Raw genomic sequence first — 22,537 nt, forward strand, 5'->3', positions numbered from 1 at the left:
GGCAGCAGTTCCTTGCCCCACTTCAACTCTGGGGTGGTTTCCTGCCCGTCCGCTTTCAGGGGCGATATGTAAGAAGGAGACGGAAATAAAACATATGGACATCTGCCAACCGTGGCGCCGACACGTGGTCGATATGTCATGATAGGAGGTTGCATCTGGCGGCTACTGCGATGCGCCCTCATCTCGATGCTAGACCCTGGTCTCAGTGTTACCTTCATAGTGGGCTCTGGGGTGTGCTGGGTGACGTTTTTGAAACTGAGTCGCTGCAGCAAAACGGCAAGGACCGCAACGGCCTCCATCATGGCAAACATTGACCCTATGCAGACCCGTGGCCCGGCGCCGAACGGAAGATAAGCATATCGGTGACGAGATCTTGTCGCTTCCGGTGCAAAGCGATCAGGATCGAAGAACTCTGCGTCCAGCCACAAGCTGGCGTGGCGATGCACGGCATAGATCGGCACATAGAGGATGGTGCCGGTGGGAATGTCATACTGACCCAAACGGAACCCCTGCTCTGCGGTCCGGGTAATAATAGGCGCCGCAGGATACAGACGCATCGCTTCGGAAAACACCTGGCGAGTGTAGGCAAGACGATCGATGTGCTCAGACTGAAGCTCTTGCCCACAGGTGACGGTCTCAATCTCCTCGATCACTTTGGCTTCGTACTCGGGATGTTTTGCAAGCAGGTGCAGTGTCCATGCCAATCCCAGCGCCGTTGTCTCATGACCAGCGGTGATGAAGGTCATAAGGTTATCGATGACCTCTTGATCCGTCATGGCTCGACCTGTCTCCGGATCGGAAGCCTGGATGAGCATCGAAATCAGATCGTGATGCTCAGCACTGCTCGAGCGACGGTGGGCAACTATCGCCGCCAAGCTCGACTGCAAGAAAGCGACAGCCTCATTTGCTCGCCGGCGACCAGGATATGGGACCCAGGCTGGGGCGCCTGACATCGCCAGGGCAAAGGTCCATCCACTTGGCTCCAGATAGTCGGTGATGCTTTGTTCAACGCGATCGACATCGATGCCTTCACCTGCCGACATCATGGTTTGCACGATGATGTCGAATGTGGTCCGCATCATCTCATGACCGATATCGATGGGCGCAGCGGCCTTCAGAAGTCGGTCTCGCGTTCTTGTCGCGGCGTCGATCATGGCTGGTTGCAGATCGACAAGTTTTCATGCCGAAAAGCTCCAGCAACCGATTGCCTTTGCCACTTCCAATGTGGGCCATCAGCGGTCAGCAGCCCCTCGCCTAGGGCCGGGCCAAGGGCGCACCGCATCTCTTCGCCTTTGCTCAATGCACCCGCATTCTTCACCAGGGCTTCATGGATCAGGACGGGATCGAGCAAATGCGTTCGAAGCTTGCCAGCGATACGGGAGAAAGCAATCGGCTCTGAGAAGGCCTCAGGTGGTATCGTCTTGAGGGGGTTACGAACCAAGGCGGTCAATGTCGGCAACACCGCCCGTCGTTGGGGACGGATGGGGGCAGTGGAAGACATGTTCTCGAGATACAGTATGATCACCCATATAGAAGCGATCCTTTGGCCAGTGCTACCGCATAAGGCGTTTTGGCTAAGTGCGCTTTTCGTCCAGCATGTAGAAGTGCGGCCACCTGACCGGGGTAACTGCAACGCAAACCATTCCACTTCACTGTGTACGTTGAATGCAATACGGCTCTGTCCTACAAAGCGTCAGCTCAAGTTCCCGCTGGCAGCCTCAGGTGCAGATATGAACTCCAGCCTGTACCCTCCCGATTTCTATGCTGACCGCCGCAGCCATACCGCACATGCCGCGCGGCAAATCCTTTCCGCCCTCCCTCCAGGCCTCCTCACCGGAAGCGCCGCCGATATCGGCTGCGGCACCGGCACCTTCCTTGTCGCGGCGCTGGAGTTGGGCGCCACCAAGACCTTCGGCTTTGAAGGCGATTGGGTGGGTCCCGAAATGCAGGACGATGCCCGCATCGTCTTCATGTCCAACGACCTCGAAAAGCCTCTCGCCGCGCCGAAGGTTGATCTCGCGCTCTCGCTTGAAGTGGCCGAACACCTGTCCCCCGCCCGCGCCGCAAGCTTTGTCGCCGACCTCGTTGCCATGGCCCCGGCCGTGCTGTTCAGCGCCGCCATTCCCGGCCAGGGCGGCGTCGGGCACCTCAACGAACGATGGCAAAGCTTTTGGGCCACCCACTTCGCCACCCATGGCTACGCGGCCTATGACCTGATCCGCGACGCGATCTGGTCGGACGAAGCCGTCCCCGCCTGGTATCGGCAGAATATCGTGCTCTATCTCGACAGCCAAACCGCCCAGCGCCTCGGTCTCCCCCCGACAGCACCGGCGCTGCTCGATCGCGTTCACCCCGCCTTTTGGGAGCGCGCCAACCGCGAACTGCGCTATGCCAACGCCCTGCCCGAGTCCGAAGTGCTCAAGCGCCAAGCGCAGCAGCAGCAGTGATCAGCGCGCCGCCCACAGCAGCCCGCGCTTCAAAATCGTTCGGACCTGCGGGATTTCCAGCTCATCGGCAGTGTGCCCGAGCGAGGAGTAAAACACCCGCCCCTGGTCATGCATTGTCGTGAATACGACCGGCATGACCACGTCCTTGCGCCAGGCATGGAGCTCGCCCGAAAAGGTCGTCGTGGCAAGCACATCCACCGCCGGATCGTAGTTGAGATAATACTGTTCGCTGGTGTGCTCAAAACTTTCGATCCCCGCCATGATCGGATGATTGGCCTGCGTCACATCCACTCGATAGGTGATGATATTGCCCGGATGCTGCACCCAGTAGCAGCTCGCCGCATAGCGAAACTGCACGCTGGCGCGAAACGTCGTCGCCAGTCCCATGTGGTAGCCTGCCAGCCCCGTCCCCGCCCGGATCGCAGCGATCAGCTTTTCCATCTTCTCGGGCGCCAGGGTCCCGTCGGTAATTACCGGCACGACAAGATCAACGCGGCCCACATCGTCAGCGCCCAACGCCTCGTAATCAGGCGTTACAGTGACCGCAAACCCTTCTTCCTCCAGCAGCTGCCGCACCACATGGGCGCCGCGTTCGGGCGTATGGAGCTCCATGCCGCCCCAGACCACCAGCGCCTTTTTCATAGTCCCAGCCCCACCGCTTCGGTTCGATGCACGCCTTTGGGCACGTACGCAAAATCATGCTCAAGCCCGAGGAGCTTGGCCGAAAGGTGCACCACCGAAAGCCACATTTCGGTGCCCTGCAAGCCTGGCTCCTGCCCATCGGCAAAGGCAAAACCCTCGCCATCGATCCAGCGCTGCCCCGCCCGCGCAATCACCGATCGCGCGATCTGCTCGCCTTCGGCGCGCCGATGATCAGTCTGTCCCAGGCATAGCAACATCGGATGGATCGTATCGAGCAGGTTGCACGCGGTATAGGTCGGCCCCGAGAACCCGCCATAGTTGCGATGGTTCAGCAGCACGGAATCGATCGCCGCTTCCGGCCGCGGCACGGCGACGCCAAACTGGGCATAGGTGCCCCGGGTCAGCCGATAAAAGCCATTGACCGGCTGCAGCAGGCCTTCCGCTGTTGTTGGCGAACCCCACAGGCCCGAGCCCCGGTCCTGCCGCATCGCCAGCCAGCCGAACAAGGTTTCGCGCGAGGTGCCGGTCGAAAAATAGCGCGCGTTGAAATAAAGCGCCGTGCCGATAGCATCGACGCCCGCTCCCGCGCCCCAGGCCCGTTCTCGCCAGGTCAGCCCCTCGAGCCACTCCCGCAATTCTGGCGCCGGCACTTCAACCGCCGCGACAGGGTAGAGCGGCCGGCTGCCCAGCGTTTCAAGCGCATAGCCGACGGCGAGGACATTGTAGAGCGCCAGCCCGTCATCGCGCATGGCGACACCGGTCTTGGGACCCTGATAGGGATCGGGAAAAAGCCCGTTGGCCTTGTCCTGCACCGCCTGCAATCGCGCGATCACCGCGGCAACATTCAGCCCCTCCGGCAGTCCACCAAACCCGGTGGCGATTTCGATCGCATCGCAGAGGTGCCTAATGCTCGGCCGCGCCGCGCCATGGTTTTCGCGCGACAGATACTCTCCATCGTTGCGGTTCCGCCGCAGGATATCCTGCCACTGCGCGCCGGCTCGCTCGCTTAGCGCCTGCAACTGTGCGCGCGTTTCGTCGGCACGACCGCGTCCGCGAAAACGCAACACCTTTGCCGGCACGCCAGCAACCATCGCCATGGCTGGTACGTCCTTGCTAACCACCGCGCCGGCCGCGATCACCGCACCCTTGCCAATTGTCACACCATCGACCACCACCGCATTGGCGCCGATCCACACATCGTCGCCGATGGCGATGCCGATCGTCTCGTGCTTTTGCATGTGGATCGGCTGATCGGGATCGTCATAGCCGTGATTGAAACCGACCAGCGACGCATGGCTGGCAATACGCACGCCATGACCGCAGGTCACCTTGCCAGAGATCATCGCATAGGGATTGACGGTGCAATGATCACCAAAGGTCACGTCGCCCCGCACCAGCGCGTGGCCGGCAATCCAGCTTTCGGCGCCGAGCACCAACTGTGTAGTAAAAACGTCGGCGTCCGCAGCCACGTAGGCGGTGGGATGAAACGTCGCCCCGGCCCGCTCTCGGAGGGCATCGAGCCGTGCTTGATGCGCGGGACCCGCGATATCCTCAGGCCTTCGATCCCAGGTCAGGAACTGCAGGCGCGCTTCATGCCAGTCAATGTCCGCAGGCGAAGTGAACGCGGGTCGATCCATCAGGCCAATCGCTCCAAAAGTGCCGGCTCAACCTCGTAAAGCAGCGGTTCGCCGCGCACAAAGCGCTCCACTTCTTCCACCGCCATCAATCCCAGCCGCCCCCGTTCCGTGCCGATCGCGCCGGCAATATGGGGCGTCAGGAACACGTTTGGCAGGGTGAAAAACGGCGAACTCGGCGCCGGGATTTCAGGATCCGTCACATCGATCACCGCCTGGATGCGCCCGGTCTGCAGTTCCGCCAACAGCGCTGCTTCATCCACCAGCGCCCCGCGCGCCGTGTTGATAAAGGTTGCGCCATCCGCCATCAGCCGCAATTGCCGCGCCCCGATCATCGCCCGATTGTTGGGCAGCGACGGGGCATGGATCGACACCACGTCGGAGCGGGCCATCAAGATATCGAGATCGACCAGTTCGGCCCCTTCGGTCACCGGATCGCCCGGCTGCACAAAGGGATCATAGAGCAGCACGGTAAAATCGAACCCCCGCAGCATGGTGACCACCTTGCGGCCGATGCGCGAGGCACCGACCAGCCCGACGGTACGACGGAAATTACCCACATTGCCGTCCATCAGCGTGTGGGTCGAGCGCCGGCTGGAATCGGCGCGGTAAAGATCGCGGAACTCGAAAATGCGCTTATGAGCAAACAGGATTGCCGCCAGCGTGAACTCGGCCACAGGCACCGCATTGGCCTCGGCCGCATGGGTCACGCGGATGCCTCGGTCATAGGCGCTCGGGTCGACAGTGAATTTCACCGTTCCCGCCGCATGTGCAATTAGGCGCAGCTTGGGCGCGCTCCTCAGGATTTCCGGACCCAGCATCGGACAACCCCAGCCGGTCACCAGCACTTCGGTTTCTGCCAGCATGCGCCGGTTGTCCGCGCTCGCCAGATCCTGCAGTGGCTTTGGGGAAAGCACGTCGCAGCAGGCGGCCAGCCGATCCAGCAGGCCAGCATCGAACACGTGAAGGGTCTTTTCGGGGCTCATGGCAAAGGCGAGTTTTGGCCGCATCAGAAGCGCTCCGGCACCAGAATGGCACTGACATCGACACCTGCCCGGGCAAACAGGGCATCAAGCTCGGCAAGGTCTGGCGCCTGGGGCGGATTGCCCAGCGCCGCCTCGGCATCGGCACTCGCCGGCAGCGCCATCGCTGCCGTGACCAGGATCGTCGTTCCCGCCGGGATATCGCCCCGCAATTGCGGCACAATGGTTTTGGATGCGATCAGGTTGGTATTGGGCAACGCGCGAAATGCCCTGCCCTCACGCTGGCCTCCCAGATCGACAATGGCGCTGACGTCCGTCTGGCTCTGGGCAACGGCTCGGCCCTTTTCGTCGATGTAAGTATCGGTATTGCTATCGGCCCGGGCGATGGCAAAACCACCCTCGGTGCCGTGCAGGGCGCGGGGCGTTTCGATCCGATGCACGCGGATATGCCAGTCGCCGGACGGCAGCAGCCAGGTTTCTACCGATACGTCGCTCCACGGCTTCCAGCGCGCAAAGAGCGTGTTTTCGGCGATCTGAGCGGTTTCGTTAGTCTCGCGCACCCGGTAGTGCCGGCCATCATCGCTCAGCGCCAGGGTGCCGTCGAAGGCGCCGGAATGGTAAGCGCGCTCGTCCACTTCCACCGAAAACGCATAGCGGCTCGAATACACGAACTTGGCGTATTTTTCGGTGCCATGGCGCATCTGCCAGTTTTGCTGGCCACCCGCCAATGCCACCACATTGCCTGCCGTATGCTGCATCACCATGCCGGGATGTTTCAGTGGCACCGGTTCCGTGCCAAAGTCTGCCGGCAGTTCCTCGGCGGTCCAGAAGGGATGATCGGCCGGCAGTGCCAGTGGCAGAAAGGCTTTCAATGCCCAATAGGGCGAGCCGGCAGAATTGTAGCTCTCCGACATGAAAAGGTTGGGATATCCGTAGCCGATCGAGAGCACACCATTGCCATGGGCGATCGGCAGCTTGCTCCACCAGCGCAAGTGGCGCAGGAAGTGCCCTTTGATCACGCCCCATGGCATGGCTTCCAAGTTGGCGAAGGCCAGCGCGCCCCAAAAGCCGCCACAGGCAAAGCGATAGGTCAGCGAACGGCCGAAAGCGAGCGTGCCGCCGTCCTCGTCGAACCAGTGCCGGATATCCTTTGCAAAGAGCCGCGCGCGCTCCTTGAATTTTTCCGCCCGCGCATCGTCGCCCGTGGCGAGACGGGCATAGATCAGGCCATAATAGTGCATGGCGAAGGGAATGTAATGGTCGATGCGGCGGATATTGCCGTCTCGATACCAGCCATCGCCCAGATAAAAGCCGTCGAGTTCCTCAAGGTACTTTTCGGTCGGCGAGCGATCGAACTCGACCCCGCATTCCTCCAGCCCCAGATCGATCAGGATGCGGAAGAACTTCCAGTTGTTGTCGGCAAAGTCGAACTTGCGGGCATGCTTAAGGTAGGCCGCAAGATTGTCCTTGGCTTGGCCGCTTAGCGGCTCCCACACCAAGTGCGGCAGCATGCGCATGGTGAAGCCAATAGCCGCCAATTCGACCTGGCGCTGGTCTGTGCCGTTGACCATGCCCCAATATTCGGGATGGTTGGGATCGGTGCCATTGGCGAGGCCCTGTCGATAAAGCGCCCAGTGGTCGAAGTCGCCACCACCAGCCGCCAGCGGGGTCAGGCCCCAAAGCGGTCGGGCAAAACCTTCAAGGTCCGCCGCTGCCCGATCGAAATGCGCTCCTGCTCCATCGAGCCGCACGCGCGCGCCGCCTTCGGAAAAGTACGGTAGCAGCGGCGCAAAGAGATCACGCACGCCCTTTTCGACATCGTCGCGCGTCTGGAGCGGATTGCCGAACAGGGGATTGGCACTCGCAGGATCGTAGGTCATCAGGCAAAAACCGGTTGCGGCGCCGCGTCATAGGCGCCTTGAAGATCGAGTGTTTCGGCAAAATGGCAGGCCGCGAGCTGGCTCGCGCCATTGATGGGGCGCAGTGCCGGCTTGTCGGCGCGGCAAATGTCCTGGGCGTATTTACAGCGCGTGTGGAAAGGGCAGCCCTGGGGGCGATTGCCGAGATAGGGTATTTCGCCCTTGAGTTCCTTGTTGCGCCCCTTGCGCCGGGTCGGGTCGGCGATCGGCAGCGCTTCGAGCAGCATTTCGGTATAGGGGTGGCGCGGCCGCTCGAACAGCATTTCGGTGGGCGCGCTCTCGACCACATGGCCCAGATACATCACTACCACGCGGTCAGCGATGTAGTTGACGACGCCCAGATCGTGGCTGATGAAAATGTAGGTCAGCCCGAACTCGGCTTTGAGGTCATCGAGCAGGTTCAGCACCTGCGCCTGGATGGAAACGTCGAGCGCCGAAACCGCCTCGTCGGCAATCACCAGTTTTGGATCGAGCACCAGTGCCCGCGCGATTCCGATGCGCTGCCGTTGCCCGCCCGAAAAGGCGTGCGGGTAGCGCCCGGCGCCGTCGGCGGCAATGCCGACCTTGGCCAGCGTTTCGATCACCCTGTCTTCAAGCTCGCGGCCCTTGGCAATCTTGTGCACCCGCAGCGGTTCGGCGACGATGTCGAACACCCGCATATTGGGGTTGAGCGAACTCATCGGGTCCTGGAAGATCATGCGCATATCGCGCCGATAAGGCTTGATCTCGCGCTTGTTCAACTGCGTCAGGTCAACCTGCTCGCCACCGGGCCGACGATAAAACACATGGCCCTCGGTCACTGGCTGCGCCTTGATGATGCAGCGCCCCAGCGTTGTCTTGCCGCAACCGCTTTCGCCCACGATGGCCAGCGTTTCCCCGGCTTCCACCGTTAGGTTGATGTCGTTGAGCGCCACTAGTTCGCGGCCTTTACTGAAAAGGCCGCCCCCGAGCGTAAACACCTTGGAGAGATGCTCGACCGTCAGCAGCGTGCTCATGCCAGTACCTCCTCGCGAACATGGGTCAGGAGGTGACAGCGGGCAAAATGACCCTCGCTGATCGGCGTGCGTTCCGGCCGCACCGTCGGGCATGGCGCAAAGGCGTAGGGGCAGCGGCTGGTGAAGGCGCAGCCCACCGGCCGGTCCTTGGGCGAAGGCACCGTGCCCTTGATCGGCGACAGCCGTTGCCGATCCGCCTTGCGCGAGAGTTTGGGCACCGAGTTCATCAGCGCCTGCGTGTAGGGGTGCTTGGGCGCGCGAAACACGTCGAACACGTCGCCCTGCTCCACCACATCGCCCAGATACATGACCGCCAGGTCATCGGCGATCTCGGCCACAACCCCCAGGTCATGGGTGATAAACAGCATGGCCATGCCGAAATCGTCCTGCAGTTGCCGCAGCAGGTCGAGGATTTGCGCCTGCGTCGTCACGTCGAGCGCCGTGGTCGGTTCGTCCGCAATCAAGAGCTTTGGCGTACAGGCCAGCGCCATGGCGATCATCGCGCGCTGCCGCAAACCACCGCTCAACTCAAACGGATAGGCATTGGCGCGATCCTTGGCCCCCGGCACCCCGGCCTGGTCGAGAATGCCGATCGTCCGTTCCCGCGCCTGCTTCTTATTCAATCGTTCATGAAGGATAATGATTTCGTCGATCTGGTCGCCAATCGTGTGCACCGGCGAAAGCGAGCTCATCGGCTCCTGAAAAATCATCGAGATTTGCGCCCCGCGGATCGCGCGCATGGCGAGACTATCGGACTTGAGTCGGGCGATATCCTGGCCCTCGAACACGATCTCGCCGGTGCGAATGTCGGCGTTCTTGTCGAGCAGGCGCAGCACTGCGCGGGCGGTGACAGATTTGCCACAGCCGCTTTCGCCCACCAGCGCCAGCGTCTTGCCCGGCGTCAGCGTCAGGTCGACCTGGCGCACCGCCTCGATGTCGGCCTCGTCGGGCGAGGTGAAGACGATCGACATGTCGTTGATGGTGAGAAGAGGTTTAGCGGCCATGGGGATCTGCGGCATCGCGGAGGCCGTCTCCAAAGAAATTGAGGGCAAGGATGACGATGACGACGCAAAGGCCCGGCGCCAGCAGCCAGGGTGCCGTCGCCAGCGTCCTGATATTCTGCGCGTCCTGCAGCAGCGTGCCCCAGCTGACGATCGGGGCCTGCAGCCCGAGCCCGAGGAATGAGAGCGCGGTTTCCGCCAGGATCATGCCGGGAATGGCCAGCGTCGCCGCCGCAATGATGTGGCTGGTAAAACTGGGCACCATGTGCCGCGTCACGATGCGCCAGTCGCTGGCACCATCGAGTTGCGCCGCAGTGACGAAATCCTCGGTCCGCAGCGACAGGAACCGCCCCCGCACCACGCGCGCCAGCTCTGTCCAGCCGATCAGCGACAAGATCAGCGTGATGGCGAAGTAGGTCTGGAGTGCGCTCCAATCCTTGGGCATCGCTGCCGCCAGTCCGAGCCAGAGCGGGATGGTGGGCATTGAGCGGATGAACTCGACCACGCGCATCACCGCGCTATCGAACCAGCCGCCGTAAAACCCGGCAAAGCCGCCGATCACCACGCCAAAGAACAGACTCATGACCACGCCCGCCAGACCAATCGAGAGCGAAATGCGCGTGCCATGAATGAGCCGGCTCAGCATGTCGCGCCCCAGCCGATCGGCGCCCAGGATATAGAAGGGGTCGCGCGGGTTCTCGACGCCCATGAACTTGATCGACATCGGGATGAACCCGGCCAACAGATAAGGCTCACTTTCGGCAAAAAAGCGCACCGGCAACCGCGCCTCCTCGTCGACCACAAAGGTGCGCCGCAGCGCCACCGGGTCGATCTCGGTCTTGTAGCCGTTGACATAGGGCCCAATACTCCAGGAGCCATCCTCGTTCTGGGCAAAGAAATGCAGCCCTTGGGGCGGCGCGTAGGTATAGCGCGCGCTGTAGTCGGAGGGGTCCTGCGGCGCCAAGAACTCGGCGATCAGCGCCACGAGGTAAAACAGCACCACGACCCAGAGGCTGACCAGCGCCAGCTTGTGCCGGCGGAAGCGGCGCCACATCAGGCCAAGCTGGCTTTCGCGCCGAGCACGCAGCTTGGGCACATCGACATGGATGGTGGGCTGAACGGTATCCACGGCCATCACTTGCCTCCGTAACGAATGCGCGGATCGATCAGCGCCAGGAGAATGTCGGAGATCACCGTGCCGACCACCGTCAGCACGCTGAGCAGGAGGATGATCGCGCCGGCCAGATACATGTCCTGCGTGGTTAGCGAGCGCAGCAGCATCGGGCCCGCGGTAGGCAGGTTCAGCACCACGGACACGATCACCGAGCCAGATACCAGCGCTGGCAGCAGCCAGCCGATGGTGGAGACCAGCGGGTTAAGCGCCAGCCGCACCGGATATTTGAGGATGACCTTCCATTCCGGCAGGCCCTTGGCCCGCGCCGTCACCACGTATGGTTTTTTCAGCTCATCGAGCAGGTTGGCGCGCAGGATGCGGATCAGCTCGGCCGTGCCGGCCGTCGCCAGCACCAGGATGGGCGCCCAGGCATGGCTTAAAAAGTCCCAGATGCGCGGCAGGCTCCAGCGGGCATTCTCAAATTCGGGCGAGAACAGTCCGCCCATCGTGGTGCCGAACCAGATGTAGGCGAGATACATCAGGATCAGCGCAAAGAAGAAATTGGGAATGGCGAGGCCGATAAATCCGGCAACGGTCGCCAGGTAATCGCCCAGCGAATATTTGCGCACTGCCGCATAGATGCCGATCGGCAGCGCGATCAGCCACATGACGACGACGGCCATGCCTTCGACCAGTACTGAATTGCCGAGACGGCCCCAGATCAATTCCCAGACCGGACGCTTCCATTCGAAGCTATGGCCAAAATCACCCTGGACGATGCCGGTGATCCATTTCCAGTATTGGACATAAAATGGTTCGCCGAGCCCATATTGGCGGCGCAGGTTTTCGATGACGCGCGGATCGACCTGGTCACCGGTCGAGGCGAGCTGGGCGATATAGCTCGTCAGGTAATCGCCAGGCGGCAATTGGATGATGGCGAAGGCCACGATGGACACCGCCACCAGCGTCAAAAGCATGGCGATAAGACGCCTGATGATGAAGCCAATCATGAGTGCTGCCTGTTGCGCGAGGGATCAGGTTCCCCTCGCGGCTGGGGTAGTGCCGCGAGGGGAAGGAAGCGGGTGGGAGGTCGTGCCCGCTTGTTGTGGTGGTCGCCGTTCCGAACCGGAAAATGGCGGCCACTTCTCTTGGAAGGCTTATTCGAAGTACCAGACCACGGGGTCCATCGGCGCCGGGGTCGGGAAGAGCCAGGCGTTGAACATCGTGTCAGGCACGTTCTTGAGGTTGTTGCGAACGATCGAGTAGCTGTTGGGCATCAAGCTCACGCCAATCACCGGGAATTGCTCCTTGGTGATCGCCAGCACCTGGTTGAACAGGTCGGCGCGCTTTTCCGGATCGGCTTCGGCACGGACCTGGTTGTAGAGGTCCATCTGCTCCTTGGCCCAATCGGCCGGCTCTTCGGCGATTTCAGGACGCGTGCCGTTGAACCACTGTGCCCAGCGATAGGCCCAGACCGATTCATCGGAGAACGGGAAGTAGTAGCGCGGCTCCTGCAGCGCCTCGATGCCACCGTCGCCCGCCCATATCTGGGCGTCGAACTCACCGGCCGGACGCTTTTCGTAGAACAGCGTGCGGTCGATATTGTTGAGTTCGAGATCGATGCCGAAAGCTTCAAGCTGCAGCTGCATGATTTCGAGCATGTCGATCCATTCGGGGCGCAGCGCCGAAATCACGTCGACCGTGATCTTGGCCGGAGTGCCATCGCTCAAGAGATAGATGCCGTCGCCATTACGCTCGGTGAGACCCGCGGCCTCGAAATGCTGGGCGGCGAGATCGGGATCGAACTCGGTATATTGCTTGGCCAGTTCCTCGTCATAGAACTGCGATTCCGGGCGTGGCGCGACCTGGAAGGGTTCGCCCTGGCCGGTAAACACCACATCGATGATTTCCTGGCGATCGATGGCGTGGGAAATGCCGACGCGGAAGTCCTTGGAGTTGAAGAGTTCGTTCTTGACCGGATCGAGATGGTTGAGATTGAGCTGCAGCACCAGCGTGTTGGACGCTGAAGGGATCACTTCGCCCAGGTGGTAACCGCCCGCTTCCTGTCCATCAAAGAACAGGGGCTTGCTCACATTGGTGGCGATGTGGCGTTCCTGGAAGTCGATTTCGCCATTGAGCGCAGCAAGTGTCAGTTCTTCAACACCACCCTGGCTCACGCGCATATCGAGATTGTCGATATAGGGAAGCTGGTTGCCCTCGGCGTCGGTCTTCCAGAAGTATGGGTTGCGGGTCCAGGTGACGCGCTGGGCATTGGCCGAGAGCGGCGTCTCGATCACCCAGCCATAGATGGTGGGAAGGTCAGCATTGGAGAAGCGGATGGTTTCCCAGCCCCAGGCGCAACGATCCTGCAGGTAAAGCGCCCAGCCGTCGAAGCCGGCAGAAGTCGCGTCAGCATCGGCGTTTTCGTTGTAGGTGGGGTGGAACTGGCTGCAATAGGCTTTCTGCAGCGAAGTGATGTGGATGCCGTCGGTCGAGGCGAGGGTCTCAAGGAACATGCCGTTCGGCTTTTCGAACGTGAACTTGAAGTTCAGATCGTCGATGACGGTCAGCGTCATCGGATTATTCTGGTTGTCGATCCAGCTATTGGCCGCGTAATCGGGGTCCTGGTACATTTCGACGGTGAAGGCGATATCTTCGGTCGTGTACGGCGTGCCATCGGACCACTTCACGCCGTCGCGCAGCGTGAAGGTATATTCGGTGGCGTCGTCACTGGCTTCCCAGCTTTCCGCCAGGTTGGGGAGCACGGTCTTCCATTCGTGGTCGTAGCGAACAAGGCCTTCATAGGCCACGGTCTTGACGATCAGGCCGTTGTCACCGCCGCCATTGAGGCCCATGCGCCAGGTGCCGCCATACTTGCCGACACTGTCGCCCTCGACCACCAGCGGATTGGATGGCAGGCGCTCTCCTACCGCCGGCAGCTCGCCGCTTTCCACCATCGCGTCAAGCACTGGCGATTGTTGCTGCGCCAATGCCGGCGCGGCCCCAACCATCAAGGCCGCCAGCGCTACTGCGCCGGTCAGGCCACCCATTCGGTCTATCCTCATCACGTCCTCCCTTGTCCGGGCTTTGCGCCCGGGGTTTCCATTGGCATCCGGCTGTTCCTCAAAGCCGGCGCCGCGCTTAGACTTGCCGCCTGGGCAAGACCCTCCGCTCAGCCGAGCGGCGAGATGCAGAGCGCGATCCGTCCTTCCCGGGCTTTTTGCCTTGGGGTGAACACCACGCGAATAAGATCGACGGCGGGTTGATATTGCTTCTCCACGCCCTCATGCCGGTTGAGCGAGACGTCGAGTGCGGCCGCGTCATAGTCCACGCGCAGGCCTGACTTGGCGTCTCCGATGCGAACCACGCCATTGTCCGCTTCCGCCGCGAGCGGGGTGACCAGCACCGACTGGAATTCCCCTTCTCCTACCGAAAACTGGAATAGGTCTTCGAGCAGCACCCGCCCACCCTTGGTCTGCCGATCGAGGGTCAGGCTGCGGCGCAGCAATGCAAGACCTGCCGGTGCCGGATAGGCAGCGGTCAGGTCGAGCTCCAGCCGGTCGGCCTCAGACGTGTGAGAATGGTGCTGCACTTCAGCGGCATGCTCGCGCCCCTCCCGCTGCTCGAACCCGTTGACCACCGGCACCGAATGCCCGCGCGAAGAGGCCATCAGGTTGTCGTATCGATCCGGCCCGAAATAGGCCTTCGAGTAGCGACCGCGGCCAGGATCGGTCAGGACAACCTTGCCGCCCGAAACCACCATGAATGAGCCAAGATCGTTCTGGTTGTGCATCTCGTCATTGTGGCCGCCCTTGGCCGCCACACGGATTGAATTGGCGTCGGACGGATCGAGGCGGCTGATCATCCAGCCCATCTCGTCGTACCAGTCGTGCGGACCAAGCTGCGCCGGCGCCGCCTCTTGCAATGGCCACGCAAACTGGCGCAGTGGCCATGCAAACTGGTTGAACACCGAGACGGCAAAGTCATTGCGCATCCCGAGCCCCAGCAGTTCCGGCAGGTCCATATGCCTTGCCAGCAGCGTCAGCAGGCCCGGATGAAAGCTCGGATTGCTGTCGGAATCGGAAAAACTGACCCAGGTGCCCGGTGCCAGCATGGTGCGAACCGGAAACTGCGCGATGGAGCACAGAACGTCCCCTTCAAGCAGGTCGATCTTGCCGCCACTGCGTTCGAATAGCAAATGCGCCAGCACGGCATAATTGCCAAAACCGTAGGTCCAGTAATCGGGACCCTCGGAAGAGCCGCCTTCGGCGTCAAAAGTTTCGAGATAATCGGCAAGGCTATGGATGCCGCGCGTCACGATCTCGGCCAACCGGCCGGTATCGCTCTCAAGATAAAGCGCCGCGCCTACAGCTCCGGCGACGCAGACCGCCGTCCAGTTGTTGACCTGCTTGGCCGGCGTCGTATGCAGCCACCAATGATCGTTGCGATCAAGAAACGGCCCCACGACACGGCGTTCGACTTCGGCCCGCAACCGCGCGCGAAGGTTGACCGAAAGCCGCTCGCCGATCAGATAGTCCATCTCGGCCAGATCCAGCGCCGTCATCGCGGCTGCCAGATCCACCGTGGGACGGTCAGGATGGTCGAGCTCTCGGGCATGGGCCGGCCAGGCCCAATTGGTTTCCTCGAGCCGCGCCCAGGCGATCTCCTCTAGCGCAGGCAGGAAGCGCCCCTCGCCTGCCAGCCATTCGGCAAGGGTCAGCCGATAAAGCATCGACCGTCGTGCGCGCTGTGCATCTTCATAGCCTTCGCGACGGCCGGTCTCGCGGAACTCGGCATAAAGCCGCGCAGGCAAAGGCGGCATCGCCGTTTCGGCGTCACGCTGGGCATCTCCGATTAGGTCGGCGACCACCCCATCGCCAAGACGCGCCCTGAGCGCGTCGAGCTTGGACCCGTTTCGGGGAAACGGCAGGAAGTCAGGCGCGCTTTCGAGCACCATCCTCACATGCTTGACGTTCCACCCTCGCAACTCCACCCGTTTCCTCCTTGCGGCGCTCTCAACGTTAGCAGTCTGCTAACCGATCGCTTTCTGACGCTATTCCGCAGACACAAAACTACACACGCTTTTCACGCAAATTCAAGAAATTTGCGTACTTCATGCAAATTACGCAAGTTTTCGGAATTTGCGTTGTCGGGACAAGGTCATAGTTGCTTCTGACCACAGGAAATATGAGGCTTTTCAATACGGTGCGGCAAAAAAGATTTGCTCAACCGCGGCTAAATCAGGGGATGGACTGTCTCACCCTCGACCAGCGACACGCCAGTTTCCAACTGCTGGACCGCTTGCTCACCTTGCATCTGGCTGGCGAGCAGCCGCACCACGCCACGGCCTATGGCCTCACGATCGACGCGAATGGTGCTCAGCCGCGGACTGGCCATGGTGGCAATCGGCAGATCGTCAAAACCGATCAGCGAGAAGTTCTCGGGCATGGGCGAATCCTGGCCAAGGAGCGCATCCACCATGGTGACAGCGACGCTGTCGTTCCAGCAAAACACCGCTGTCGCATCGTACTTTTTCTCGAGCAGGCCCGAGAGCAATTCGCGGCTCGAATGCTCGTTAGAAATGACCAGAATGCCCTCGGCATCCGGATGGTCCGCGATTGCGGCCTCGAAGCCGCGACGACGCTGCCTTATGGTCGGACGGTGGTGATAGGTGTAGTGCAGGATCTTGCGATGGCCATGATCCAGCAAATGCTTGGTCGCCATATAAGCACCGTAGAAATTGGCCGGCGAGACTGAGCTGAAGCGCATCAGCGGGTCGCTGCCATTGGCCAGGACGATCGCAATTCCGGTGTCCATCGACCATTCGACCATCTCGTCGTCGGGATCGATGCCGGCCAGCACGACCGCATTGGCACCAGACTTGGCCACCTGCTTCTTGACGAAATCGAGGGTGACCATGTCCTCTTGCACGAGCCGGACATCGATGGCGATGCCTGACTCCGCCGACTGGCTGCGCATGCCCTCGACGATCCCGTGGTAAAAGCTTGCTAGGTTGCCGATGGCGCTGTTGAGGGGCACAAGTGCCAGCGCCCGCTTGTCGAGCTTGCTCCTGTCAACGGGGTGCTTGCTCTTGTATCCTAGGCTGCGCGCTACCCGCTGCACATCCCGGCGCACCGCATCGCTGATGCCAGTTTCATTAGCCAGCGCCCGCGACACTGTTGAAACCGATACCCCTAACTGTTCCGCAATGTCGGCTTGACCAGCCCGCCGTATAAGCGCCATCGCAGCTCTCTCCACCTCGCGCAAAATTTGCGTTTATTGAGAGAAGCAGGTGTCTACTATAAAATCAACCGTGACTTCACTAAACCTCGAATCCGAATGAGGAAAAGCGCCTTCTGAGTTCTTCTGGACTAAGAAAGCGGACTGGAGATGGACTTTACGCCATGAGGTTGCAGTGCGCCTTGACGAATTTTAAGGGACACTCAGGAGGGGCTGACGGGCGAGGGCACGCCGGGCCTAGGAGACCCTTGGACGTCTTGAGCGTCAGCTTTCAGGCCCGGGCACTGCAAGTTCCTACGACCGAAATGGGGTCGATTGCTGCCGGGCGGCAACGCGCCCCTGCCCTGCCCTGCCTCCGTCCAACCATCCATCTGATCAGGGTCGAAGCGATCACAGCGGCCCTTCGATCAGCGGTGCTGGATCGCCCTTCCAAATCATGCGGTAGACGGCGCCCTGGCGAACGGACTGAACGGCAGCCGGCCGCAAGGCGACAATGCAAGTGCCGCCCGGGTGTCGTACGGATGGGTAGATGATGCCGTTGAGGCCAGTGACCCGGGCGCGCTCCGCGATGGCGTTGCCGACCGGGTAGGCCCTCGCCGTGTCCGGATCGAGCGCAGGATGGTCGGGTACCTGCCTAAGGTCGAGGAACTCGCCGGCAAGGCTACAAAACATCTCCGCGTACTCCACCGTGGCGTGGTAGTCCCCCGCATCTGCCAGCATGTTGGTCAGGTGATATCCGACTTCGCTGATGCAGGTGGCGACATCCAGAGCGGCATACCAGGCACCCCGGTCGGCGCCATTGAAGCGGTTCGGCTGCTGCGGCTTGGCATAGGCAAACGAAGCGTTGATGAAGTGCGCGTGTGGGACATCGTAGACGAGCTCGTTGGCGGCGAGCCCCGCAATGCCGCGATCCTGCGCCATTAAGCGACTGCTCGTCGCGTCTTCGATCTCAGCCAGCGCGGCGAGATCATCCTCGTTATCGACCAGGGGCCTTAACACCGCCGCACGCAGCCGCGCCGTCGTTACCAGTCGAACCGTCCTCGGAAAGGCTTCGGTGACAACCGGCACACCGTCGATCGACAATCACAGGCCCCCGCGGACGGCGTCCACATAGCGGCGCACCGCGAGCATTTGCGGAATGCCGCCCTTGAGCATGGAGTCGATTGGGCTCATCCCGGCAAACAGCGGTGCCTTGTTGACCAACCAGGGCCAGCGGTCGGCCATATCATCGGCGAACAGCAGATGGAGCCCCTTGTAGATGCCGACCAGGGCGGAGATGCGCGTGAGTTGATCCTGGCTGAGGGTCTTGTCCTTTCCCTCCTGCTTCATGCGCTCCCAAGTGCTCGTGGACACATCGAGCAGCGCCGCCGCCTGTTCACCCTTGAGACCCCACTCTTGGACGAGACGCTTGTAGGCTTTCAGGGCGACCTTTGAGAGCCGTACGCGGTCACTCTCGGCCGAGAAGTCCTGCCGGTTGGGCATTGTCGGCATTAGAATATCGATCTGCAACACCGTTACCTCCCTCATATGATAAGCAATGCATACCCATATGACGGCGATTTGTCCACAGATCAAGCTCTGGGCTTGCCATCACCTGCGGGGAAACCCCGTTCTGTTGATTGCCGCCAAGATCTGACCCGCTAAGGGCAGAAGTTTCGCTGAGAATTGACCCATGTTTTGATCGTTTCCCCGGCTGTTGGTCGGGGGACACAGGAGTGATCGACATGGCGTTATCGAGCGTAATCAAGGCGCTGGCATTTCCGTGAGGGGGTGCCGATCCGAGCTCAGCCCCCCACCATCTTCATGCAGGTTGCCGGAACCGGGCACCGCATCACCTGCGAACACCCATTGCCTGTGCTGGCGGAGCGTCCCGCAGTCCGCGATTTGCTGCTGCGCTTTGTGCATGTCATGTACACCCAGGCGGCCTACAGCGCCTTGACCAACGCAGTCCATCATCTTGATCAACGCCTCGCCCGCTGGCTGCTGATGTGCCACGATCGGTCAACTGGCGACGAGATGCCGCTCACGCATGAATGGCTGTCCTTGATGCTGGGGGTTCGTCGTCCGAGCGTTACGACGGCCCTGCATGAGCTTGAAGGCAAACACCTCATCGGCATGGATCGCGGCTACATCACGGTCCGTCGTCGCGAAGCGCTGGAGGAGTTTGCAGCCGACGCCTATGGCCGACCCGAGCAGGAATATCGTCGGCTGGTCGGGCCGATGCGATAGCGCTTCTATTTCAGCGGCTGGATGGCGAAGTTCAGGGACAGCTGTAACACGGCCTCCCCCTGCTCGTTGCGGACCCACATTGTGACGTTCTTCTGCGGGGCCCCACCAGGAATGAACTCCTTAGCAAGCTCAGCCATGCTCAACGACGCCTCATCACGAGCAGCCTGGTCGTTCGCAAGCTCAGAGCCTTCCTCGTCCCTGAACAGCACGGTGCCATCGTCCGTGTCGAAGAAATAACGGGGCATGGCCAACTCCTAAGTGCTTGAGGGCAACGGCGCCTCGGCCCCGAAGTTTCGTGGCTATCCTATGTGGCACCCGAGCTCTTGGTGTAGAGCCTGTAAGTGACACCGTGCCAGGAGGCGCCTCAACGTAGACCTTAGCTTAGCCCGCGGGTTGGCGGGGACGCCGTTCCGGCGCAGATCCAGTCCAAGGGACAGCCGAGCTGCCTCCTCAGGTGAGCCCGCCCTCTGGATGAACTCCGTGGCGGCACCCTCAGTCGGGGCACAATCCACAACTCGATACTTTCTTCTCAACCGCCTACCTCTCTCCCTTGTCGCTAATCAAATCAGCCGCTGGCTGTTGAGAGCTGCGATCAATCAGGCGTCCCCGGAACATCCCCGTGGCGGAATACGACGGTTCGCTCCACAACCTCACCACCGCCTGCCTCTCTCAGCTGAGTCCACGCCATCACCGCCGGATAGGATCGCACCAGCTGCTCGGCAGCGTTGTACGCGGCTGCTTCATTCCGCATCTCACGGGGCGCGAACGCCGGCACCATCTTGCCCGCCTAGTCTTCCCGGAAGGCCTGTAGCAAAACCAGCTTTGACGAGGTGAGTTTTTTCGTATCCATGAGGCGTTCTATCGTGAAACCGCTGCGAAGTAGCGAAGAACAGGACATTCTCAACAGCGTACGCGAACGCGGTGCTCGGGTGCACGTGGCCAGGTGCCAGTTGGGGAAGCCCGGTCACCTCGCAGGCGCCAGCCCTAGCTACGGATCCGAGGGTTTCTTGTTTGGATTGGGAGGCGTCTTGGCTGGCTCCTCAACCGGGGTCGCATCGGCATCGCTACCAGGCTCGACGTCGGCGAGGGCGGGGTCGGGTTTCTTCTTCTCTGTGTCCTTCGGAGAATTGGGCATGGCTGACCTCATCTGAAACAGAACCAATCCGCGCTGGAGGTAATTTGTTCCACGGCACGGGATGACACGGCCTTAGCGCTACCCGAGGGATCGCCGCCGATCTGGCTGGACTTCATAGTGACACAGTCAACATCACGAAAGAAACTGGCCTCACCGAAACCGGCGCTGTCGTCAGCGGAGGTGGAGATGAACTCGATCAGCACGACATCCTCACCGGATCGAACGCGGACGGAACCATGGCCGCCGGGAAAAACTTGCGGCGATTGGACCATGAACGGAGAGGGGTCCGCCATGGTGGGCCAACACGACCGTTCCGGCCGTGACACCCTGGCTACTGACACTTCCTGGAACGCGGCGCACCCTTCACGAGGCTGCGGACAGGAAGCCTTGGTGGGAACCGGAGCGCTGGCCTGCTCTACTGCTTTGCGGCTTTGCCGGTCGGTAACGGTGGCCTCAATGCCCAAATTAGCCTACGGCGACTCGGTGGCATACTGGGGCCGCACTGGCTTGAACTGGTCGGACGAACATGTGGAGCCGCTGATTTCCCCCCAGTCGCGCGTTACTTAGCGGTCTGCATCGCCTTTCACCGGCCTAAAGAGGGTGTAATCCGGACTGCCTGCTGTTCTGCAACTTAAGAAATGAGCCGCACGCCCCGTGCCCTCGTTGCGTACCGCCACAGCCACTGCAGGCTGACAAGCAGCTTCTTTTCGAAGCTGACCAGCAAATAGACATGTACAAAGGCCCAGAGCAGCCAGGCAAGCCGCCCCCTCATCTGAAAGCGCCCAAAATCGAAGATGGCAGCGTGCCGGCCAATCACTGCTGTGTTGCCGCGGTCATGAAAGCGAAACCCTGCGGCTCGATCCGGTCCTTGCCGTAACGCACGCCCCAGATACTCTCCTTGCTGTTTGGCGACTTGCGCCAGACCCGGCAACATTCGTCCGTCCTGCTGCAAGGCGGCAATGTCCCCAATGGCGTAGACATTTTCCATATTCATCACCGCCAGGCGCTCATCGACCTCGATGCGTCCGCCTGCAGTGGGTTCAATACCGAGCCACTCGGCTACCGGAGTGGCACCTACGCCTGCTCCCCAGACAATGGTTCCGGCGGGAACGAACTCTGCATCAATCGTGACCCCCCTGGAGGTCACGTCACGAAGGCGGCGCTTGGTCAAAACCGTAACCCCCAGCTGCTGCAGCTGCTCAGTGGCATATTGTGCCAGGTGCTCGGGAAACTGGCCAAGAATTCTCTCCCCGCCTTCAACCAGCAACACCCGGGCCTCGGACGGGTCGATGCTGCGGAACTCGTCCTTAAGTGTCCACCTGCCCAACTCGGCAATTGCGCCAGCCATCTCGACGCCAGTTGGACCACCGCCAATCACCACAGTGGTGGTGAGACGCTGCTGCTCCTGCTTATCTTCGCTCAATTCCGCCAGCTCGAACGACCGCAGCAGCCCAAGGGAGACGATGCCAAGGCGATCCTGCTCGACAACCATCTCGACAACCAGCTTGAGTTCTTCCGGGTCGGCCGCGAGGTGAACAATAGCCGGCACGAGGGGGCGGATACCAAGAAGCCTCTTTTGAACGCGCTCTAGGAACCGAATTCGGGGTCGCTCTTTATCAGGCCAAACGGCGCGCGATACCCCTCCAGCGCGGTTTAAGAAAGCCGCAGGCGGTGCCCCCACCGCGGGCGGCTTTCTCTTTCACCCTCGCGTTCAGCTTTCGCGCTTCGCGGCCTTCTTGAGCTGCTCCGGCATGATGTCGTCCGGCATAATCTCCTGGAGATGGTCGTAGACGACATCTGCCGAGAAGGGCTTCCCGATGAAGACGGCGCCGTCCGGCATGTCCCCGGGCTGCGGTTTTAGATGACCTGACGAAACCACGATGGCGATATCCGGCCAATTCTTCGCGCAGGTGCGGGCGAGGTCGAAACCGTTAAGTTCACCCGGCGGCATCTCCACATCGGTGAACAGCAACTGGATGCTGGCGTGGGACTCCTCGAGGATCGCCAGGGCCTCCCCAACTTCCCCCGCCTCGTACACCCGGAAGCCGGCGTCTTCGAGAATTCGCGCCGCATCCATACGGATGAGCACGTTGTCATCCGAAACCAAGGCAAATGGCGTGTAGTCGTCTGACATAACGTGCTCCAGCAAGGCGTTTTAGGACAATGCATGGATTAAGGAAGCGATGCTTAACTACACT

At 61.2% G+C, this 22,537-nt stretch carries 19 protein-coding genes and 1 pseudogene; 2 read left to right on the forward strand and 18 right to left on the reverse strand.

Features of this window, described 5'->3' with window-relative positions:
- Positions 1 to 176 precede the first annotated feature (176 nt).
- Positions 177 to 1,501, reverse strand: a pseudogene (locus ELX51_RS09130) (cytochrome P450); the annotation flags it as partial.
- A gap of 229 nt (positions 1,502 to 1,730) precedes the next feature.
- Here ELX51_RS09130 and ELX51_RS09135 point away from each other — a divergent pair.
- The gene (locus ELX51_RS09135; protein ID WP_127753228.1) at positions 1,731 to 2,447 is read left to right on the forward strand and encodes a class I SAM-dependent methyltransferase; all 717 of its coding nucleotides are present in this window, start codon (positions 1,731 to 1,733) and stop codon (positions 2,445 to 2,447) included.
- Here the strand turns inward: ELX51_RS09135 and ELX51_RS09140 are convergent, their stop codons facing one another.
- From ELX51_RS09140 to ELX51_RS09200, 13 genes are all read right to left on the reverse strand, one after another.
- A complete protein-coding gene (locus tag ELX51_RS09140; RefSeq protein WP_127753229.1) occupies positions 2,448 to 3,089 on the reverse strand; it encodes a ThuA domain-containing protein in 642 nt (213 codons plus the stop codon). It abuts the gene before it with no gap.
- Positions 3,086 to 4,726, reverse strand: coding sequence for an acyltransferase (locus ELX51_RS09145; protein WP_127753230.1), 1,641 nt, complete (start codon positions 4,724 to 4,726; stop codon positions 3,086 to 3,088). The genes ELX51_RS09140 and ELX51_RS09145 overlap by 4 nt, the downstream gene beginning before the upstream one ends.
- Positions 4,726 to 5,736, reverse strand: coding sequence for a hydroxyacid dehydrogenase (locus ELX51_RS09150; protein WP_127753231.1), 1,011 nt, complete (start codon positions 5,734 to 5,736; stop codon positions 4,726 to 4,728). Before ELX51_RS09150 ends, ELX51_RS09145 begins: the two co-directional genes overlap by 1 nt.
- A complete protein-coding gene (locus ELX51_RS09155) occupies positions 5,733 to 7,586 on the reverse strand; it encodes a DUF2264 domain-containing protein (RefSeq protein ID WP_127753232.1) in 1,854 nt (617 codons plus the stop codon). The genes ELX51_RS09150 and ELX51_RS09155 overlap by 4 nt, the downstream gene beginning before the upstream one ends.
- Entirely contained in the window at positions 7,586 to 8,620 is a 1,035-nt protein-coding gene (locus ELX51_RS09160) for an oligopeptide/dipeptide ABC transporter ATP-binding protein (protein ID WP_127753233.1), read from the reverse strand. Before ELX51_RS09160 ends, ELX51_RS09155 begins: the two co-directional genes overlap by 1 nt.
- Complete coding sequence (locus ELX51_RS09165) at positions 8,617 to 9,624, reverse strand: ABC transporter ATP-binding protein (RefSeq protein WP_127753234.1); 1,008 nt, start codon at positions 9,622 to 9,624, stop codon at positions 8,617 to 8,619. The genes ELX51_RS09160 and ELX51_RS09165 overlap by 4 nt, the downstream gene beginning before the upstream one ends.
- Positions 9,614 to 10,756, reverse strand: a complete 1,143-nt coding sequence (locus tag ELX51_RS09170) for an ABC transporter permease (RefSeq protein ID WP_127753235.1) — start codon at positions 10,754 to 10,756, stop codon at positions 9,614 to 9,616. The genes ELX51_RS09165 and ELX51_RS09170 overlap by 11 nt, the downstream gene beginning before the upstream one ends.
- On the reverse strand, positions 10,756 to 11,745 hold the full coding sequence (locus ELX51_RS09175; RefSeq protein ID WP_127753236.1) for an ABC transporter permease: 990 nt from the start codon (positions 11,743 to 11,745) through the stop codon (positions 10,756 to 10,758). Before ELX51_RS09175 ends, ELX51_RS09170 begins: the two co-directional genes overlap by 1 nt.
- Before the next feature lie 147 nt (positions 11,746 to 11,892).
- Positions 11,893 to 13,800 carry an ABC transporter substrate-binding protein gene (locus tag ELX51_RS09180; protein ID WP_127753237.1) on the reverse strand — a complete coding sequence of 636 codons (1,908 nt, stop codon included), beginning with the start codon at positions 13,798 to 13,800 and terminating at the stop codon, positions 11,893 to 11,895.
- Positions 13,801 to 13,907: 107 nt separating this feature from the next.
- Complete coding sequence (locus tag ELX51_RS09185) at positions 13,908 to 15,728, reverse strand: heparinase II/III family protein (RefSeq protein ID WP_127753238.1); 1,821 nt, start codon at positions 15,726 to 15,728, stop codon at positions 13,908 to 13,910.
- A gap of 242 nt (positions 15,729 to 15,970) precedes the next feature.
- Complete coding sequence (locus ELX51_RS09190; RefSeq protein ID WP_127753239.1) at positions 15,971 to 16,978, reverse strand: LacI family DNA-binding transcriptional regulator; 1,008 nt, start codon at positions 16,976 to 16,978, stop codon at positions 15,971 to 15,973.
- Positions 16,979 to 17,365: 387 nt separating this feature from the next.
- Positions 17,366 to 18,058 carry an RES family NAD+ phosphorylase gene (locus tag ELX51_RS09195; protein ID WP_127753240.1) on the reverse strand — a complete coding sequence of 231 codons (693 nt, stop codon included), beginning with the start codon at positions 18,056 to 18,058 and terminating at the stop codon, positions 17,366 to 17,368.
- Positions 18,059 to 18,487, reverse strand: a complete 429-nt coding sequence (locus ELX51_RS09200) for an antitoxin Xre-like helix-turn-helix domain-containing protein (protein WP_248305295.1) — start codon at positions 18,485 to 18,487, stop codon at positions 18,059 to 18,061.
- Between the two features lie 258 nt (positions 18,488 to 18,745).
- Between ELX51_RS09200 and ELX51_RS09205 the strand changes: the two genes are divergently transcribed.
- Entirely contained in the window at positions 18,746 to 19,204 is a 459-nt protein-coding gene (locus tag ELX51_RS09205) for a helix-turn-helix domain-containing protein (protein WP_248305296.1), read from the forward strand.
- Positions 19,205 to 19,209: 5 nt separating this feature from the next.
- On the opposite strand, the gene ELX51_RS09210 is transcribed toward ELX51_RS09205, so the two are convergent.
- The 4 genes from ELX51_RS09210 to ELX51_RS09225 all read right to left on the reverse strand — a co-directional run bounded on the left by ELX51_RS09210 (position 19,210) and on the right by ELX51_RS09225 (position 22,473).
- On the reverse strand, positions 19,210 to 19,449 hold the full coding sequence (locus tag ELX51_RS09210) for a hypothetical protein (protein ID WP_127753241.1): 240 nt from the start codon (positions 19,447 to 19,449) through the stop codon (positions 19,210 to 19,212).
- 898 nt (positions 19,450 to 20,347) lie between these two features.
- On the reverse strand, positions 20,348 to 20,542 hold the full coding sequence (locus ELX51_RS20480; RefSeq protein WP_127753242.1) for a hypothetical protein: 195 nt from the start codon (positions 20,540 to 20,542) through the stop codon (positions 20,348 to 20,350).
- 428 nt (positions 20,543 to 20,970) lie between these two features.
- The gene (locus tag ELX51_RS09220; RefSeq protein ID WP_248305297.1) at positions 20,971 to 21,888 is read right to left on the reverse strand and encodes an FAD-dependent oxidoreductase; all 918 of its coding nucleotides are present in this window, start codon (positions 21,886 to 21,888) and stop codon (positions 20,971 to 20,973) included.
- A gap of 162 nt (positions 21,889 to 22,050) precedes the next feature.
- Positions 22,051 to 22,473, reverse strand: coding sequence for a response regulator (locus tag ELX51_RS09225; protein WP_127753243.1), 423 nt, complete (start codon positions 22,471 to 22,473; stop codon positions 22,051 to 22,053).
- Between the last annotated feature and the right edge of the window lie 64 nt (positions 22,474 to 22,537).

This window comes from Devosia sp. 1566 (assembly GCF_004005995.1).
Lineage (GTDB): Bacteria > Pseudomonadota > Alphaproteobacteria > Rhizobiales > Devosiaceae > Devosia.

Excerpts from the sequence above, each read along its gene's own strand:
- ELX51_RS09170 (WP_127753235.1), bottom strand. The coding sequence starts at position 10,756 with ATGGCCGTGGATACCGTTCAGCCCACCATCCATGTCGATGTGCCCAAG.
- ELX51_RS09225 (WP_127753243.1), bottom strand. The coding sequence starts at position 22,473 with ATGTCAGACGACTACACGCCATTTGCCTTGGTTTCGGATGACAACGTG.
- ELX51_RS09160 (WP_127753233.1), bottom strand. The coding sequence starts at position 8,620 with ATGAGCACGCTGCTGACGGTCGAGCATCTCTCCAAGGTGTTTACGCTC.
- ELX51_RS09175 (WP_127753236.1), bottom strand. The coding sequence starts at position 11,745 with ATGATTGGCTTCATCATCAGGCGTCTTATCGCCATGCTTTTGACGCTG.
- ELX51_RS09135 (WP_127753228.1), top strand. The coding sequence starts at position 1,731 with ATGAACTCCAGCCTGTACCCTCCCGATTTCTATGCTGACCGCCGCAGC.
- ELX51_RS09145 (WP_127753230.1), bottom strand. The coding sequence starts at position 4,726 with ATGGATCGACCCGCGTTCACTTCGCCTGCGGACATTGACTGGCATGAA.
- ELX51_RS09165 (WP_127753234.1), bottom strand. The coding sequence starts at position 9,624 with ATGGCCGCTAAACCTCTTCTCACCATCAACGACATGTCGATCGTCTTC.
- ELX51_RS09210 (WP_127753241.1), bottom strand. The coding sequence starts at position 19,449 with ATGCCCCGTTATTTCTTCGACACGGACGATGGCACCGTGCTGTTCAGG.
- ELX51_RS09190 (WP_127753239.1), bottom strand. The coding sequence starts at position 16,978 with ATGGCGCTTATACGGCGGGCTGGTCAAGCCGACATTGCGGAACAGTTA.
- ELX51_RS09155 (WP_127753232.1), bottom strand. The coding sequence starts at position 7,586 with ATGACCTACGATCCTGCGAGTGCCAATCCCCTGTTCGGCAATCCGCTC.
- ELX51_RS09140 (WP_127753229.1), bottom strand. The coding sequence starts at position 3,089 with ATGAAAAAGGCGCTGGTGGTCTGGGGCGGCATGGAGCTCCATACGCCC.
- ELX51_RS09180 (WP_127753237.1), bottom strand. The coding sequence starts at position 13,800 with ATGAGGATAGACCGAATGGGTGGCCTGACCGGCGCAGTAGCGCTGGCG.